The organism is Robertmurraya mesotrionivorans (assembly GCF_050971805.1).
Classification (GTDB): domain Bacteria; phylum Bacillota; class Bacilli; order Bacillales; family Cytobacillaceae; genus Robertmurraya_A.
Window position 1 is genome coordinate 38,033 of the sequence record NZ_JBPCCH010000025.1, and the last position, 16,849, is coordinate 54,881.

The 16,849-nt window shown below is 38.8% G+C and carries 19 protein-coding genes and 1 riboswitch; of the genes, 16 read left to right on the plus strand and 3 right to left on the minus strand.

The genetic code is table 11. The annotated features are described in order from the left end of the window. Positions 1 to 14: 14 nt before the first annotated feature. The 13 genes from ACRX5O_RS22360 to ACRX5O_RS22420 all read left to right on the plus strand — a co-directional run bounded on the left by ACRX5O_RS22360 (position 15) and on the right by ACRX5O_RS22420 (position 11,081). Positions 15 to 683 (plus strand): sulfite oxidase-like oxidoreductase, encoded by a 669-nt coding sequence (locus tag ACRX5O_RS22360; RefSeq protein WP_433907975.1) that lies wholly within the window; start codon positions 15 to 17, stop codon positions 681 to 683. Beyond that, the gene (locus tag ACRX5O_RS22365; protein ID WP_433907976.1) at positions 676 to 1,404 is read left to right on the plus strand and encodes a nucleoside phosphorylase; all 729 of its coding nucleotides are present in this window, start codon (positions 676 to 678) and stop codon (positions 1,402 to 1,404) included. Before ACRX5O_RS22360 ends, ACRX5O_RS22365 begins: the two co-directional genes overlap by 8 nt. A gap of 155 nt (positions 1,405 to 1,559) precedes the next feature. Beyond that, complete coding sequence (locus tag ACRX5O_RS22370; RefSeq protein WP_433907977.1) at positions 1,560 to 1,868, plus strand: hypothetical protein; 309 nt, start codon at positions 1,560 to 1,562, stop codon at positions 1,866 to 1,868. A 114-nt stretch (positions 1,869 to 1,982) separates the two neighbouring features. Then, the gene (locus ACRX5O_RS22375) at positions 1,983 to 2,849 is read left to right on the plus strand and encodes a glycoside hydrolase domain-containing protein (protein ID WP_433907978.1); all 867 of its coding nucleotides are present in this window, start codon (positions 1,983 to 1,985) and stop codon (positions 2,847 to 2,849) included. A gap of 195 nt (positions 2,850 to 3,044) precedes the next feature. Further along, positions 3,045 to 4,217, plus strand: coding sequence for a M20 family metallopeptidase (locus tag ACRX5O_RS22380; protein WP_433907979.1), 1,173 nt, complete (start codon positions 3,045 to 3,047; stop codon positions 4,215 to 4,217). Between the two features lie 169 nt (positions 4,218 to 4,386). Further along, the gene (locus ACRX5O_RS22385; RefSeq protein ID WP_433907980.1) at positions 4,387 to 5,154 is read left to right on the plus strand and encodes a transporter substrate-binding domain-containing protein; all 768 of its coding nucleotides are present in this window, start codon (positions 4,387 to 4,389) and stop codon (positions 5,152 to 5,154) included. A 36-nt stretch (positions 5,155 to 5,190) separates the two neighbouring features. After that, on the plus strand, positions 5,191 to 5,850 hold the full coding sequence (locus tag ACRX5O_RS22390) for an amino acid ABC transporter permease (RefSeq protein WP_119706937.1): 660 nt from the start codon (positions 5,191 to 5,193) through the stop codon (positions 5,848 to 5,850). After that, positions 5,843 to 6,565, plus strand: coding sequence for an amino acid ABC transporter ATP-binding protein (locus tag ACRX5O_RS22395; RefSeq protein ID WP_433907981.1), 723 nt, complete (start codon positions 5,843 to 5,845; stop codon positions 6,563 to 6,565). Before ACRX5O_RS22390 ends, ACRX5O_RS22395 begins: the two co-directional genes overlap by 8 nt. Before the next feature lie 174 nt (positions 6,566 to 6,739). After that, positions 6,740 to 7,570 carry a 5-dehydro-4-deoxy-D-glucuronate isomerase gene (gene kduI / locus ACRX5O_RS22400; RefSeq protein ID WP_433907982.1) on the plus strand — a complete coding sequence of 277 codons (831 nt, stop codon included), beginning with the start codon at positions 6,740 to 6,742 and terminating at the stop codon, positions 7,568 to 7,570. A gap of 57 nt (positions 7,571 to 7,627) precedes the next feature. After that, positions 7,628 to 8,404 carry a 2-dehydro-3-deoxy-D-gluconate 5-dehydrogenase KduD gene (gene kduD, locus ACRX5O_RS22405; protein ID WP_433907983.1) on the plus strand — a complete coding sequence of 259 codons (777 nt, stop codon included), beginning with the start codon at positions 7,628 to 7,630 and terminating at the stop codon, positions 8,402 to 8,404. 25 nt (positions 8,405 to 8,429) lie between these two features. Further along, complete coding sequence (locus tag ACRX5O_RS22410; RefSeq protein ID WP_433907984.1) at positions 8,430 to 8,876, plus strand: NanQ anomerase/TabA/YiaL family protein; 447 nt, start codon at positions 8,430 to 8,432, stop codon at positions 8,874 to 8,876. Between the two features lie 195 nt (positions 8,877 to 9,071). After that, the gene (kdgT, locus tag ACRX5O_RS22415) at positions 9,072 to 10,064 is read left to right on the plus strand and encodes a 2-keto-3-deoxygluconate transporter (protein ID WP_433907985.1); all 993 of its coding nucleotides are present in this window, start codon (positions 9,072 to 9,074) and stop codon (positions 10,062 to 10,064) included. A 63-nt stretch (positions 10,065 to 10,127) separates the two neighbouring features. After that, entirely contained in the window at positions 10,128 to 11,081 is a 954-nt protein-coding gene (locus tag ACRX5O_RS22420) for a sugar kinase (RefSeq protein ID WP_433907986.1), read from the plus strand. A 38-nt stretch (positions 11,082 to 11,119) separates the two neighbouring features. Here the strand turns inward: ACRX5O_RS22420 and ACRX5O_RS22425 are convergent, their stop codons facing one another. After that, the gene (locus ACRX5O_RS22425) at positions 11,120 to 11,884 is read right to left on the minus strand and encodes an IclR family transcriptional regulator (protein WP_433907987.1); all 765 of its coding nucleotides are present in this window, start codon (positions 11,882 to 11,884) and stop codon (positions 11,120 to 11,122) included. Between the two features lie 158 nt (positions 11,885 to 12,042). Between ACRX5O_RS22425 and ACRX5O_RS22430 the strand changes: the two genes are divergently transcribed. Next, entirely contained in the window at positions 12,043 to 12,714 is a 672-nt protein-coding gene (locus tag ACRX5O_RS22430; protein ID WP_433907988.1) for a bifunctional 4-hydroxy-2-oxoglutarate aldolase/2-dehydro-3-deoxy-phosphogluconate aldolase, read from the plus strand. A gap of 47 nt (positions 12,715 to 12,761) precedes the next feature. Here ACRX5O_RS22430 and ACRX5O_RS22435 read toward each other — a convergent pair whose 3' ends face one another. Together ACRX5O_RS22435 and ACRX5O_RS22440 are read right to left on the minus strand one after the other, a co-directional pair. Further along, positions 12,762 to 13,655 carry a manganese catalase family protein gene (locus ACRX5O_RS22435; RefSeq protein WP_433907989.1) on the minus strand — a complete coding sequence of 298 codons (894 nt, stop codon included), beginning with the start codon at positions 13,653 to 13,655 and terminating at the stop codon, positions 12,762 to 12,764. 12 nt (positions 13,656 to 13,667) lie between these two features. Next, positions 13,668 to 13,886, minus strand: coding sequence for a YuzF family protein (locus tag ACRX5O_RS22440; RefSeq protein ID WP_160549507.1), 219 nt, complete (start codon positions 13,884 to 13,886; stop codon positions 13,668 to 13,670). A 146-nt stretch (positions 13,887 to 14,032) separates the two neighbouring features. Beyond that, positions 14,033 to 14,138, plus strand: a riboswitch (SAM riboswitch). Positions 14,139 to 14,262: 124 nt separating this feature from the next. On the opposite strand from ACRX5O_RS22440, the gene mmuP reads away from it, so the two are divergent. Both mmuP and mmuM read left to right on the plus strand, forming a co-directional pair. Beyond that, a complete protein-coding gene (gene mmuP / locus ACRX5O_RS22445) occupies positions 14,263 to 15,669 on the plus strand; it encodes an S-methylmethionine permease (RefSeq protein ID WP_433907990.1) in 1,407 nt (468 codons plus the stop codon). Then, complete coding sequence (mmuM, locus tag ACRX5O_RS22450; protein WP_433907991.1) at positions 15,647 to 16,585, plus strand: homocysteine S-methyltransferase; 939 nt, start codon at positions 15,647 to 15,649, stop codon at positions 16,583 to 16,585. The genes mmuP and mmuM overlap by 23 nt, the downstream gene beginning before the upstream one ends. Positions 16,586 to 16,849 lie beyond the last annotated feature (264 nt).

The following is a 16,849-nucleotide window of genomic DNA, read 5'->3' on the forward strand; positions in this document are numbered from 1 at the left end:
CAGGAGTGAAACACATGAGCTTAAATAAAGCAGACAGAATTAAACGAACAAGAGTACCAGTAGCCGATCCCAAGCATGCGAAGCGGCTCCCGCCCGGACAAGCGTTAACTGAACGTTTTCCGATTTTGCATGAAGGAGACGTTCCTGTTTACGATTTGGAAAAGTGGGATTTAAAAATCTTTGGTGAGGGTGATAAAGAGGTCGTACTCACCTATAAGCAAATTAAAGAAATGCCTGAAACAACCGTGACCGTTGACATTCATTGTGTGACTCGCTGGTCTAGATTTGATAATCAATTCACGGGAGTAAAGTTCAGTGATTTCTTAAAGGCAATAGACATCACTCCTAAGAGCAAATACGTGATGCTGCATGCAGACCATGACTATACAGCAAATATTGCATTGGCAGACTTGTTACATGACGACGTACTTCTTGCCCATACGTTTGAAGGGGAGCCTTTAACGGATAAGCACGGATGGCCATTAAGGCTTGTTGTCCCTCATCTATATTTTTGGAAGAGTGTGAAATGGATTAGAGGAATTGAGTTTATTGACGAAAATAAACCTGGATTTTGGGAACAAAATGGATTCCATCTGAATGGGGACCCTTTTAAAGAGGAACGGTTTTCGGGAGAGGACATTCCTATTCCGGAGGATGAATGGGAGCGAAAAGACTTTGACTAACTTTCTGCCAAACCTTAAACTAAAGTCTGATTGTTTACCAGAGCGAGTCATTGTATGTGGTGATCAGGCACGTGCGAAAATAATTGCGGAATTAATGGACAATCCAACTAAATTAGGTGAGAACCGTGAATACCATAGTTATTCTGGTAGCTGGAAAGGCACAAAAGTAGCGGTGGTTAGTCACGGAGTAGGAGCACCTGGGGCAGCGGTCTGCTTTGAGGAGTTGATCATGGGTGGTGTACAATCAATCATTCGTGTAGGGACGGCTGGCTCTTATCAAAAAGAAGTACAGCCTGGCAGTCTTGTCATCAGTACGGCTGCTGTAAGCTGTGATGGGCTTACGAAACAAATTGTTCCTCCCGGGTTTCCAGCTATTGCCGATCGCACCATTGTAGAGGCATTAATAAATGCAGCGTCATCAAATGTGAAAGACCTATTGGTGAAAGAAGGAATGACACTTACTCTTGATGCGTTTTATTCTGGTGTTCTCGAATTCCCTCACCAATTATATAAAAAAGCAGGAGTTGTCGCAGTTGAAATGGAAAACTCAGCTCTTTTTGTCATCTCCTCTTTGAAAGGGATTAAAGCGGGAGCTATTTTAGCGATTGATGGCTTTGCTGATGCGGAACTTCGAGAAGAGTATAATCCTCATAACACGGTAGTTGGTAAAGCAGTGAATGCAGGAATGAAAGTTGCTTTAGATGCAATTATTCAATTGTAATTCAACTGGTAGATAAAGATCAAGTTGAACAGGAGATGACCTTCACTCTAAAAGTGAAGGTCATTTTTTTAGGCCTGTACACTTTCTAGAATCAGGTTTAACCTCTAATCTCTCATGGGTATGAAGTCTTTAACACTCGCAAGGGAGAGATTAAAATGGAAGTACTCACTGTAATTGGGTTACTTATTATCCTTTTAGTAGGGTGGATGATTTGGTCAAAACTGACTTGGAAAACCATCATGATCGGTTCAGACATTCGTTCGGAGGAAACAATTAGAGATAAATATAGACTATATAAATCTGAAAATATACGTTGCCGGTTGAAAAAAGAAGTGCAGACCCCTATTGTTACTGGAGTAAATCCAGTGGTCAGCAATCATGTAGATCCAAATGTCAGCTCATCCATTCTTAAGCTACTGGTTCATCGAAGAGATATCTATAAAGTCAACCAATTGAAGTCTTAGTATAAAGGGTATTCAAAGCCATAACCAAGTGCTTTGAATACCCTTATTGTTTTTCTAAAGTTCAGTTCCGCCCAAACGGTTTTTCTCCTACTTGAATAGGCTGTTGTCAAGGGGGTGAATCATTTGAAATGGGGGAATTTCTTGCTCATCTTCATTAGTGCGTTAGTTTTATTATTGCTTCCAATCTTCTATTTTCAGTCTGATTCAAATGAAACCGGTCATAACCAGAGTGAAACTACTACCGCCAATACAAACGAGGAACAAAATAATACTACAGAAGAAAATGGAAATAATGAAGATGGAAATGAAAAAGCTAACACAACTATCGATCCAAATGCTGATTATTGGGGAGTCGATTCTGCGTCATATACGACAGAAGAGCTATACGCCTGTGTAAATGAAAATTTCGGAAAGCCTACTGTTTGGGGGAGATATCTAGGGACGATTGATGGTGTTTCTAGTGGGTTAACAACAGAGGAAGTGGAATATTTGCATGCAAATGGAGTAAAAATCCTTCTTATCAATAATCAATTTAATAACGCAACTGGATATGAAAACGGGGTAGAGCAAGCGAATATTGCGATCTCTCTGGCAGGGGAGTTAAATGCGCCAGAGGGTGTAGCTATATTTGCAGATATTGAACCAAATTATCCTGTCGATTCTGCATTTATACAAGGCTGGTTTGATACGATGATGGTCTCTCCTTATGAGCCGGGTATTTATGGTGTATTCTCTCCGGACAGTGCTTTAGTTGAGGCGTACCAAGCTTCTAAAAATGAAAATCAAGGTATTCAAAATAAGATAATTCTTTGGACGGCCTATCCTCATGTAGACGTTACCACTCAAGCAAATGTACCAGCAAATACTGCAGAGGCTCCTGAAGGTTCATTGTTGTATGGTTGGCAGTATGGAATTGATGCAGCAACATGTAATATAGATACAAACCTATTTAAAGGCAGTTTATTTGATTTTCTTTGGTAATAATACGAATCAAATAACCTCTTTCCTTAAAGGAGAGAGGTTATTTTGTATATTTAATATTATTAACTAATAAATATGCTGGAATTTTAGGGTTACATATATTATATTAGAAAAATAGTAAAAATGTTGAATAAATATTTAATACTATGTAATTTTATAAATATACCTCTTTCAATATATAAAGGAGTGTTACTAATGAACAATCAATTAAAACAACATTTAGAGACGATACAAAATAAGCTATGGGAAATGAGCGATTCCCTTTATCATGATCCTGAGCTAGGTGATCAAGAATATAAATCTATGGAAAAACTAGTCATGTTTCTAAAGGAGCATCATTTCGCAGTGGATACAGGAATTGTCGGGCGGCCAACTTCCTTTAAAGCGGTATACGACAGTAAAAAAGAGGGACCTACGATTGCCTATCTATCCGAATACGATGCTCTACCTGGAGTGGGACATGGATGCGGCCATAATATGATAGGAACAATGAGTGCAGGTGCTGGCGTTTTATTAAGCAAATTGGTTGATGAAATAGGTGGACGAGTGGTTGTTCTTGGAACTCCTGCTGAAGAAACAAATGGAGCGAAGGTTCCAATGGCAGAGCAAGGGATTTTTGATGATATTGATGTGGCTATGATTTTGCACCCAGCTGATGAATCCTATGAAAGTGGGGATTCCTTGGCAATGGATGCGATTCAATTTGCCTATTCAGGTCAGTCTAGTCATGCGGCAGCATCTCCTGAAAAAGGAATCAATGCTCTTGATGCAGTGATTCAGCTGTTTAACGGCATTAATGCCCTTCGTCAGCATGTGACATCAGATGTGCGGATTCATGGAATAATTAAAGAAGGTGGCGTTGCTGCAAACATCGTTCCCGATTATACAGTTGCTCAATTTTATGTACGTGCGAAAAACCGTAGCTATTTAGATGAAGTCGTTCAGAAAGTAAAAAATATTGCCCATGGTGCGGAATTAGTAACAGGAGCAAAAGTTGAAATTACTAATTATGAACTTAGTTACGATAACATGCTAACCAATCAAACACTCTCTGAACTTTTTACAGAAAACCTACTTGCTACAGGAGTAAAAAAGGTTTTAAAAGCAAAGGACACATATGGATCCATTGATATGGGCAATGTAAGTCATGTTGTCCCTGCTATTCATCCGTATATTGGACTTGATTCACCGGGTCTGGTTGCCCATACAAAAGAGTTTGCAGATATCACCATTACGGATAATTCTCATCAAATCTTGAGTAAAGGTGCACTTGCTCTTGCTTCAACTGGTTATGAATTACTTACGAATAAAGAGATCTTTGAAAAAGTGGTAAACGAATTCCTAGAAGCGAAAAGAATGCATGGATAATCGTATTGATTTATTAAAATAATAAAATTATAAATACAGTTCGGAGAATAATCTGAATATTTTTATATTGAAAAAGCTACTTTTCAAAATCATATGCATGTGTTATTATTCATTCAGTTGAATAATTATTCGTATACATCATATAAGCGTTATATAAGGAGGAAACAACATGAAAAAGTTCGGTTTACTTATTACTTTAATTTTAACGTTAGTATTGGCAGCATGTGGCCAAAATAACGATTCTGGAAATGGTGAAGCAGAAGAGGGCAAAAAAGTATTAACTATGGGAACCTCTGCAGATTTTGCTCCGTTTGAATCTCGAAACACATCAGGGGAAGTAGAAGGTTTCGATATTGATCTAGCTAAATACATTGCAGATGAATTAGGCTATGAGCTGAAAATTGAGGATATGAAATTTGATGGATTAATTGGTGCGCTGCAAGCGAAACGTGTCGATCTAGTATTATCAGGAATGTCTGCTACAGAGAAGCGCGCTCAGAACGTTGACTTTTCTACTCAGTATCATCATTCAGGTGAAATGTTTATTACATTAAAGGACTCTGAAGTGACATCCCTTGATCAATTAAAAGGAAAAACGGTTGGAGTTCAGTTAGGTACGATTCAAGAAGAGGGTGCTCGTAAGCTTCAGGAAACAGTTGATTTTGAAATCAAGGCTGTAGACAACGCAACCATCTTGATTCAAGAATTGCAATCGAACCGTATTGATGTAGCATACTTGGATAAGTCAGTAGCTACAGGATATATTAATGAACAAGGATTAGCAGGATTTGATGATCCTACTTCGAGCTCACCGGGAATGGCGGTTGCTTTTCCAAAGGGCAGTGAACTAGTTGACGAAGTAAACCAAGTCCTAAAGGAAATGGAAGAGAACGGGAAGCTAGACGAATTAAAAGCGAAATGGTTATCTGAAGAATAGGCTTAACCAGAAAAATATTAAAGTGAGGTGTAAGGCATGAATTTGGATTTTAGCCAAATTGTGCCTTATATTCCTTTTATTTTAGAAGGAATATGGGTTACATTACAGTTTGTCATTATATCAATTATCTTTGGTTTTATTTTAGGAACGGTTCTAGCATTATGTAAAATTTCAAAAATAAAAGCATTGAACTGGTTTGGGGATGCATACACATCTATTTTCCGTGGAACACCATTAATTTTGCAGTTAATGATTATTTATTTTGCGATTCCACAATTAACGGGTTATGATATTTCTCCATTTTTATCAGCTATCCTTGCTTTTGGTCTGAATTCCTCTGCATATGTATCGGAAATTATCCGTGCTGGAATTCAAGCAGTTGATAAGGGACAAACAGAGGCTGCTCAAGCTCTTGGGGTACCTTATCGGTTGATGATGAAGGACATCATTTTGCCACAGGCTTTAAAAAATATTTTACCTGCACTCATGAATGAATTTATTACATTAACGAAGGAATCGGCTATTGTCTCAACTATTGGGTATTTAGATCTTATGCGCCGAGCTCAAGTAGTCGGTGCTGATATCTATCGAAACTTTGAACCTTTGATTTTTGTAGGGGTTATTTATTGGCTACTTGTTATGGTGTTAACGATCATTGGGAAAGTTGTTGAAAGGAGGTTGAAGTTCAGTGATTAAAGTTGAAAACCTCTATAAACAATTCGGTGATAATGAAGTACTAAAGGGTATCACGACTAATATTAATAGCGGTGAAGTTGTTTCAATTATTGGACCATCCGGGTCTGGTAAATCAACTTTTCTTCGCTGTATCAACTTATTAGAAGTGCCAACAAAGGGGACCATATCAATTGATGGTCGAAGTATTACAGATAAAAATACAAATATACTAAAGGTTCGCCAACAAATTGGAATGGTATTTCAGCATTTCAACTTGTTCCCGCATTTAAATGTACTTGATAACTTAACGTACGCTCCAATCAAAGTAAAAGGAGAAACGCGACAAGTAGCGGAAGGAAAGGCTCGTAATTTGCTGGCGAAAGTGGGACTTACAGAAAAGGAAAAAGCATTTCCTAGTAACCTCTCAGGTGGGCAAAAACAGCGTGTTGCTATTGCTCGTGCTCTAGCGATGGAGCCGAACTTAATGCTATTTGATGAGCCAACATCCGCACTTGACCCTGAAATGGTTAAGGAAGTACTGAATGTAATGAAGGACCTAGCAAAGTCAGGTATGACGATGGCGATCGTTACACATGAAATGGGATTTGCACGTGAAGTGGCTGACAGAGTATTATTCCTTGATGGTGGAGTATTACTTGAAGACGCAAGTCCGGCCGAGTTTTTCAGTAATCCAAAAACAGCAAGAGCGAAAGATTTCTTAGAGAAGGTATTATAAAATATAGTTGTGTTTAGGGCTATCCAAATGGATGGCTCTTTTATTTTTTATTAAATGTAAAAATGTTCATATTTTTGCCAAATTAAAGTTGGCATTTTAAGTGTGAAAACGCTATAATTAATTTATGGAACATCATACCACGATGTGGAACGAATTATAAAGGAGATGTAAATTATGGAAATTAGATACTCAACACACCCAGATCATGCCAAAACATTTACTACTGAAGATCTTAGAAAGCATTATCTTGTTGAAGACTTATTTGTGCCTGGTGAGATCAAGCTTACCTATTCAATGGAAGACCGTGTAATTATCGGTGGAATTACCCCAACGAATGAAACGATCTCTTTAGGTGGCTACGATGAAATTAAGGCTAACTACTTTTTAGAAAGAAGAGAAGTGGGAATCTTTAACGTTGGAGGTAACGGAAAAATTACTGTCGACGGTGAAGTTTATGAGATGGAAAATAAAGATTGCTTGTATGTGGGATTAGGGAAGAAAGAACTTCTTTTTACAAGTGAATCAGCTGAAAATCCAGCAAAGTATTATTTATTCTCAGCATCTGCTCACAAAGAGTATCCTGTGCAGCATGTTTCATTTAAATCCATTGAAGGTGATCGGTTGGGAGCTCTTGAAAGTGCGAACGATCGCGTGATTCGTAGAATGATCCACAATGAGGGAATCAAAAGCTGTCAAGTGGTAATGGGGATGACTCAGCTAAATACAGGCAGTGTATGGAACTCTATGCCAACTCATACTCATGATCGCAGAATGGAAACTTATCTATATATCGATTTGGACGAAAATGCTAGAATGTTTCACTTTATGGGGGAGCCAACTGAAACAAGACATATTGTTATGAAGAATGAACAAGCGGTGATTTCTCCGCCATGGTCAATTCATTGTGGTGCTGCAACAAGTAATTATACTTTCATTTGGGCAATGGCTGGTGAAAATAAGACCTACAACGATATGGATCAAGTAACTATGGATCAACTAAAGTAATTTAAAACTAGTCACATGAACAACTATAAAAATAATGAAATAGGAGTGTAATAACATATGAGTTTACAAGATTTTTCATTAGACTTTTTTAGCCTACAAGATAAGGTAGCTATCGTAACAGGTGGAAATACTGGTCTTGGCCAAGGGTATGCGGTCGCGCTAGCAAAAGCTGGAGCAGATTTGTTTATTGTTACCCATGATACAAATTGGGATGAAACGAGAGCATTCATTGAAGAGACAGGAAGAAAGGTTCATTTCCACCAGGCAGATCTAACGAATAGAGACTCCTTAAAGAAAGTAGTAGAGGATTGTCTAAATGTGTACGGAAAGATAGATGTTTTAGTAAATAATGCTGGAACAATTAGACGTGCGCCTTTACTAGAGTACAAGCAAGAAGATTGGGATGCAGTAATGGACATTAACCTAAACGCTGTCTACTTTTTAAGCCAAGAAGTTGGAAAAGTGATGGTTGAGCAAAAGAGCGGAAAGATTATTAATATTTGCTCTATGCTTTCCTTCCAAGGTGGGAAATTTGTTCCTCCGTATACAGCAAGTAAGCATGCAGTTGCGGGGGTTACGAAAGCGTTTGCTAATGAGCTAGGACAATATAATGTTCAAATTAATGCGATTGCTCCAGGCTACATTGCAACAGCTAATACAGCACCTATTCGTGCAGACGAACAGCGTAATGCAGAAATTCTTTCACGTATACCAGCCGGACGTTGGGCAGATCCTTCTGATCTAATGGGGGTTGTTGTGTTCTTATCAAGTAGAGCATCAGATTATATGAATGGATCAATCATAGCAATTGATGGTGGTTGGTTAGCACGTTAAAGAATCTCAGAAAGGAAGAATTAGGGTGATTACAGGGAAGTTAGAAGATATCAGAGAAAAGGCTGTTTTAGACGATAAGATTTTATCAAAGTTAGAATTCCTAAAAGGTGACTTTTCGCAATATACAGCCGGGCGTTATGAAGTTGATAATAACTCGTTCTTCTTCTTAAACGAATACGAAACAAAAGAGGAAGAAAGCTGTTTTTGGGAAGCACATAGAAAGTATTTAGATATCCATTATATTTTAGAAGGACAAGAGAAAATTGCGGTTGACCATATTGGACGCCAGCAAGTGAAGGAAGAGTACGATGCGGAGAAGGATGCCATCTTTTTTAAAGGTGATGTCCTCTCTGGAATCACAATGAATCCTGGGGATGTTATGATTTGCTTCCCTGAAGATTCACATATGACGGGCTTAATTGCTCAAGGAAAGCAAAAGGTGAGAAAAGTAGTGCTTAAAGTGGAGTTATAGGGACAGACACAGAAGAATATGGGATGAAACGTTAAGGCGGCCAAAGGTTGGCAGACCAGGAAAAAGCCACCTATAACATTTCGAATTGTTTTTTGAAACTTAAAGATAGCATAAAATTGACAATTATTCAATCATCTCAAGTTCTTTTGCGTGAAATTTACCTATATAAAAATTAGAAGGGTAAGGTAATGCAAAATGAAAATCATGAAGTCAATTGAAAAGATCCCTGGCGGATTAATGCTTGTTCCACTATTTATAGGAGCAATTATACACACTCTTGCTCCAACCTCAGGAGAATATTTCGGGTCGTTTACAAACGGATTAATGACGGGAACAGTTCCAATTTTAGCGGTATGGTTCTTCTGTATGGGTGCAGGAATCAATATAAAAGCAACAGGTACAGTAATAAGAAAGTCTGGAACACTTGTATTAACGAAAATTGCAGTAGCGTGGGTTGTTGCTATTATTGCCTCCATGTTTATGCCAGAAGGCGGAATTCAAACAGGATTATTTGCCGGTTTCTCAGTCCTTGCTTTAATTGCCGCAATGGATATGACAAACGGTGGACTATATGCTTCTATCATGCAACAGTACGGAACGAAAGAAGAAGCTGGAGCATTTGTATTAATGTCACTTGAATCAGGTCCATTAGTAACGATGTTGATTCTTGGCTCAACGGGCTTAGCAGCATTTGAACCACATGTGTTCGTAGGGGCAGTTCTACCTTTCTTAGTCGGTTTTGTTCTTGGAAATTTAGATAGTGATTTAAAAGATTTCTTTAGCAAAGCTACTCATACAATGATCCCGTTTTTCGGATTTGCACTAGGAAACACAATTGATTTAACGGTCATTGCAAAAACAGGTCTTGCCGGTATTATCCTAGGTGTTCTTGTAATCATTGTAACTGGTATTCCGTTAATCTTAGCAGATAAGTATATTGGTGGCGGAAATGGTACGGCGGGACTAGCTGCATCTAGTACAGCTGGCGCAGCTGTTGCTAATCCTATGATTATTGCCAATATGAAGCCGGAATTTATGGATGTTGCTCAATCAGCAACTGCATTGGTGGCAGCATCAGTAATTGTCACATCAATTCTAGTACCGATCTTAACAGCCTATTGGTCTAAATATATGAAAAAGAAAAACAAAGGAAATGTAAAAGAAGATATCAACGCAACTGCTGTCTAAAAGTAGCTAAAGAGAGGCATATCACAGTATGTCTCTCTTTAAGTAAAGGGGAGAAGGGGAAGCATGAGTAAAATCATTACAATCGGTGAACCGATGGCTCTCTTCGTAGCAGAGCAAAGTGGTTCTTTAGAAGAAGTGAACCGATTTAGTCGGTTTGTTGCGGGGGCAGAGGTAAACTTTTCGATCGGAATGTCCCGCTTAGGTCATGAGGTTACCTACATTACGCAACTTGGGGAAGATCCTTTCGGTAAAAACATAGAGAAGTTCCTTCAACAAAATGGGATTGATACAACCCATGTTAATTATGAATCAAAATATGTAACAGGTATGCAATGGAAGCAAAAAGTTGAAGTGGGAGACCCAGAAGTGTTCTCTGCAAGGAAAAACTCTGCAGCTTCTCATATGAATATAGAGACAATTAAGAATGTAAGCTGGGACGGATATGATCATATTCATCTAACTGGTATACCACCAGCATTATCGAAAGAGTGCAGAGCAGCTGTCTATGAGTTATTGAGAGTGGCACGTGAGAAAGGAGTTCAAATTTCTTTTGACCCAAATTTACGTCCAGGACTATGGCCAGACCAAAAAGAAATGGTGAGGATTATTAATGATTTAGCTTGTCAGGCGGATATTGTTCTGCCAGGTATTGCAGAAGGAAAGCTATTGACAGGCTGTGAAGATGAGGCTGAGATTGCACAGTTTTATCATGCTGCTGGAGTGAGAACAGTAGTTATAAAATTAGGTGCAAAGGGAGCTTTCACAAGTTCGGAAGGGAAGCAGTTTTATACAGAGGGTTTCCCTGTAGAGAAAGTCGTTGATACGGTTGGTGCAGGTGACGGTTTTGCCGTCGGTGTAGTGAGTGCTTTGTTAGAAGAGCAAAAAATAGAGGATGCAGTGGTACGTGGAACAGCAATTGGAGCTTTAGCGGTTATGTCTCCAGGAGATAATGATGGGCTACCAGATCGAGCAGAACTAAGCTCATTTATGGAAACAAGGAGAATAAACATAAAGTAAAAAAATTTCCTTCCCAGTCAGGGAAGGAAATGGCTTTATCAAGAACCAATGTAACCTAGATTTCTAGAAATATCTAAGCTAGTCTGTCTCATCTTATCTATTAATGTATCGTTTATTTTATCCATTGTCACACGATTGCTAGGACCAGAGATACTAAAACTAGCAATAATCTTGCCTGTATGGTTGTATATCGGTGCGGCGATACATCGTATTCCTTCTTCATTTTCTATATTATCCAAGGCGTATTTTTGTTTCTTAATCTTATTTATTTCTTCTCGAAGTCCCTCAGGGGTTGTGATGGTTGATTCTGTCTTAGGGATAAAATTCACCTTTGACACTAATTCTTCAAAATGGCCTGACTCCATACCGGAATATAAAATTTTTCCGACGGCAGTACAGTACATCGGTGCACGGTTTCCGACACGTGAGAACATTCGAATGGTTTGATTACTTTCAATTTTATCAATATACACAATTTCACCACGGTCTTCAATGCATAAATGAACGGTTTCATTTACTTCGTGGGAAAGCCTTTCTAGGTAAGGCTTTGCCGTATTTACAATGTCATTATTATTTAAAATATTTCTCGAGAGAAAAAGTACTTGCAATCCTAATTTATACTTGTCGGATTCAGAATCTTTTACGACATAGTTCATATTGGATAATGTTGCTAAAAGCCTGTGGACGGTACTTTTTGATAGACTAACTTGTTCAGATAAACGGGCAATTTGTATTCCATCGGGATAATCTGAAAGCTTATTCAAAATAGTTAAGGCTCTTTCAAGTGATTGGACGTTGGACACAGTCGGTTACCTCTTTCAATGGATTTATATATGTAGAATGAATTGAACTTTTTATTTAAAAATTTAAAACGCCGTTCTACTATATGATACGGCAGCGTGAGAGTTTTGTAAATTTAATAAAAAATGTTTCATAAAATATATAAAAAGTGGGGATTCACATGAATAAAATCAATGTTCTATCAAAGGTTTCAGAGTGTGGAGTAGTGGCAGTAGTGAGAGCAGAGACGAAGGAAGAAGCAGTAACAATCTCTAAAGCATGTATTCGAGGTGGGATTAAGGGGATAGAAGTAACGTTTACTGTCAAAGAAGCAGATGAAGTAATTAAAGAGTTAACGTCTCTATATAATGAACGCAATGATGTCGTGATTGGAGCTGGCACTGTTCTTGACTCAACTACTGCTAGAATAGCCATCCTTGCAGGTGCGCAGTTCGTAGTCAGTCCTTCCTTTGATGAAGAAACCGCAAAATTATGTAACCTCTATCAAATCCCTTATATGCCAGGTTGTATGACAATCACTGAGATGAAGCGTGCTCTTGAATCTGGTGTTGATATTGTGAAATTATTCCCAGGAAACAACTTTGGCCCTGATTTTGTTAAGGGAGTAAAAGCACCACTTCCACAAGTGAATATCATGCCTACTGGTGGTGTTAGTCTTGAAAATGTGGACCAATGGATTAAAAACGGCTGTGTAGCAGTAGGGGTTGGAGGGAATCTATTAGCACCAGCTAAGACGGGAGATTATGACCTTATTACGGAGTATGCAAAGCAGTATGTTGAAAAAGTTAGAGCTGCACGTGGGGAAGATGTGTTAGAAGCAAAAACTATATAAATATAAAACTAGGGTATTCATGGCCGCATGAATACCCTTTAACTATTTTACATATTTTCCATTAAACGTTTGGCGATTCTTGCGTAATCATCCCGATCAATTCCTGGAGCAAATTCCTCCGGTAGTTCCTCTAAATTTGGAATAGGTGCACCCTTAGGAGCTCCAGTAATTACTTTGAGTTGGTTTCCATTTTCAGGGTTTGTTCCTTTCCAAATTTTTGAGATATCGGTATAATGACCCACATCATTCCAGGTATATAAAACATTAGCTAAGCCTTGATCCTCAAACTTTATTGCATGGTCGAACTTTCTGTTAGATAGATCAGGAATCGGAATCATTTTTTTGACATCCACGCCAGTAGCAATTTCTAATGCTTTAGCATAAGCGAGTACATGCGTCCCACCTCTGACAAGTAAGTAACCTATCATTTCACGAGCAGTTTCATGTTCTGTCATTTCATATACTCGCATCTTATGTGTGCGTGCTCCTACCTCTAAAAAGAAATTATGAAGTAAATCTAGCACTAAGTTTCCGCTGCTAAACACATTGTCTCCGGTCCAAGGGCGCCCCATAGAATCACCTGCTAATGCCGTTTGAGCAGTAGCAATAAAGTGATACGTACTGCGTGCATCCATTCCTTCACGTAAAGGGGTAACATCAGGGTCCCCAGGAAAGGTGTTTCCGCGTGATAACAAGTTGATTGTATTACTAACGAGCTCCACATGACCAAATTCTTCTGCTGTAATACTTGCTACGAGGTCATAAAAAGGTTTTAATTTATCCTTTTGACGAAAGTTAAAAGACTGATACATGTAATTGTTTAAAGTTGACATTTCTCCAAATTTTCCACCTAACAACTCCTGAACAGCAGCGGCCGCATTCGGATCACCATGCTCTGGAACAGGAAGGTCAATCAATAATTTATTTTCACGTTTAAACATCGGATGACCTCCTTATCCTCTAGGAATAACCCAGATAATTTGTTGAGTGCGAATAAAGAATGGAGAACCTCCTGATTCCACTACAATATGGTCAGGCATAACAGACTTAAGTAATCCTGTTACAGTCCCTCTGACCGTTTGGACGGCAACCATTCGCCCGGTAATCCCTTGGAATGCATGATACACATACGAGTCAATGTGACTGACAAAAGATGGTGTTTGTTGATTCATGAAGTGTTCGCTCCTTTGTTTTGTATATCAAACAGTTATATGTATGACGGGATTGTAATAGTTATACATAGTAATATGTAAACTATTAGTTTATTCAAAAGTTTCTTGACATTATTTTTGTAGATTGGTAAGGTTGATAAAAATATTTCTTATCCAGAGAGGTGGAGGGACTGGCCCTGTGAAGCCTCAGCAACAGATCAACTAGGATACTGTGCTAATTCCAGCGGGTGATTTTTCCTCGATAGATAGGAGCGGACGTTTTTATTTGTCAGTAGTGCACTCGTTTCCTGAGTGCGTTTTTTTGTTTCCCCCACTAAAGTATTCATTGATCGTTTGTAATGGTTGCTTCTGGATGTAGGTTAAGGAGGAGTTATTTGTGAAAGTGGAAGAACAAGGATTTCAAAGGAAAATGCAAGCAAGACATCTAGTCATGTTATCCTTAGGTGGGGTCATTGGGACCGGTTTGTTTCTAAGTTCAGGTTATACGATTCAACAGGCAGGACCGTTTGGAACGATTCTTTCGTACTTAATCGGTGCCTTGGTGGTCTATTTAGTTATGTTATGTTTGGGGGAGTTATCTGTACATATGCCAGAAACGGGAGCGTTCCATAGTTACGCAGCCAAATATATTGGACCCGCAACAGGCTTTACTGTTGCTTGGTTGTATTGGTTAACTTGGACAGTGGCATTAGGTTCAGAGTTCACAGCTGCTGGGTTATTGATGCAGCGTTGGTTCCCAAATGTGAATGTATGGATTTGGAGTGCTCTATTTGCTATTTTAATTTTTTTATTAAATGCAGTAACTGTTAAATTCTTTGCTGAATCAGAATTTTGGTTTGCATCCATAAAAGTTCTCGCAATTTTGTTCTTTATTATTTTAGGTGCAGCAGCTATGGTCGGTATTCTGCCAATAGAGGGTTCTGAGACAGCACCCGTGTTTTCAAATATCATTGGCCAAGGGTTATTTCCAAACGGTGTATTTGCCATTTTTATGACCATGTTGGCAGTGAATTTTGCATTTTCTGGGACAGAATTAATTGGGATTGCTGCTGGAGAAACTGAAAATCCAGAAAAGGCAATTCCGAAGGCTATTCGAACGACACTGTGGAGATTAATTATCTTCTTTGTCGGAACCATCATTGTGTTATCAGCTCTGCTCCCTTTTTCTGATGCTGGGGTATTGGAAAGCCCTTTTGTTGCTGTTCTAGATAGAATAGGGGTACCTTATGGTGCGGATATTATGAACTTCGTTATCTTAACGGCGATTTTATCGGCAGCGAACTCTGGATTATACGCTTCCTCAAGAATGCTTTGGTCACTTGCAGAAAAAGAAACAATCTCTCCATTCTTTGCAAAGTTAACAAATCGAGGTGTTCCACTTAATGCTATCATTTTCAGTATGCTAGGTGGCGGCTTAGCTCTGTTTTCTAGTATTATTGCACCTGATACTGTATATATCGTACTTGTGTCCATTTCAGGACTAGCAGTAGTTATTGTATGGATGAGTATTAGTGTTTCACAGTTATTATTCCGTAGACAATATGTAAAAGAAGGCCATTCCGTGCAAGACCTTGCTTACCGAACGCCATTGTATCCTATCGTTCCGATTGCAGCGTTCTTTCTTTGTCTGGCTTCCTGTATAGGTATTGCTTTTGATCCAACACAGAGAATTGCACTGTTTTGTGGAATTCCATTTATCTTGCTTTGCTATGCTAGTTATTATATAAAACAAGGGTTTAACAAGAAGGGAGACGTTTACGTTGAAAAAAAACAATCCAATTGATGCTATTTTACAAGAGCATTCACTTATTATTTTAGATGGAGCAATGGCTACCGAGCTTGAATCCTATGGATGTAATTTGGATGATCCTCTTTGGTCAGCTCGTGTGTTACTCGAGAATCCGCAGATGATCTATCAGGTACATTTAGACTATTTTCAGGCAGGCGCAGATTGTGCGATAACTGCAAGCTATCAAGCAACAGTTGAAGGATTTACAAAACGTGGATTACAAGAAGAAGAAGCCTTGGAATTGATAAAAAAGACAGTAGTGCTTGCGAAGAGTGCAAGAGATGACTTTTGGCAAGAAGAGCAACAACTTGTTAGATCCAAACCATTGGTAGCTGCATCTGTTGGACCATATGGTGCGTTCTTAGCAGATGGCTCAGAGTATGTTGGAAACTATGGGGTGAGCGATAATCTCCTTAAAGATTTCCACCGTCAGAGAATGGCGGTACTTATAGAAGCTGGAGCTGATATTTTGGCATTTGAAACCATTCCTTCCCTTCAGGAGGCGAAAGTATTAATTTCTTTATTGCAGGAGTTTCCTGGAACTTATGCATGGCTTTCCTTCTCCTTGAAGGACGAAAGGTCAATAAGTGACGGTACGTTGTTACAAGAATGTGCTGAACTGGCGAATGAATGTGAACAGATTGCTGCCGTTGGACTAAACTGTGCTCCATTAGATTATGTTACAGGGGCCATTAGCAATCTTAGAACCCACACAGAAAAACCTATCATTGTTTACCCAAACTCTGGGGAAACGTATGATCCCGAGACAAAAACTTGGCACGGTCAAGAATCATGCAATACACTAGAGTCGAAATCAAAAGAGTGGTACGAAGCTGGGGCTCGATTAATTGGAGGATGTTGCCGAACATCACCAAGGGACATTGAAGCTATTTCGGGGAAGTGGCGCTAATTTCCGAGGAAATATCAAAAACTTCGTGGGGATTTACCATAATTCGCTAAAAAGCATTTACAACCATATTTCAAAAAACGCAAAGGGTTTCGTTTTAAGGTGCATACGTATAAAATGACACATAAAATAGCGTGAGAATTTTGAAGTGCCCCCCGTCAAGTAGACAGCGGAAATAAAAAAACGACTCTAAGCGGCGTTAGCCCTGTATTCTAAGGGACTAAGGCCGTTTAGTCTTTTTTGTAATCTTTCATAATTATAAAATTT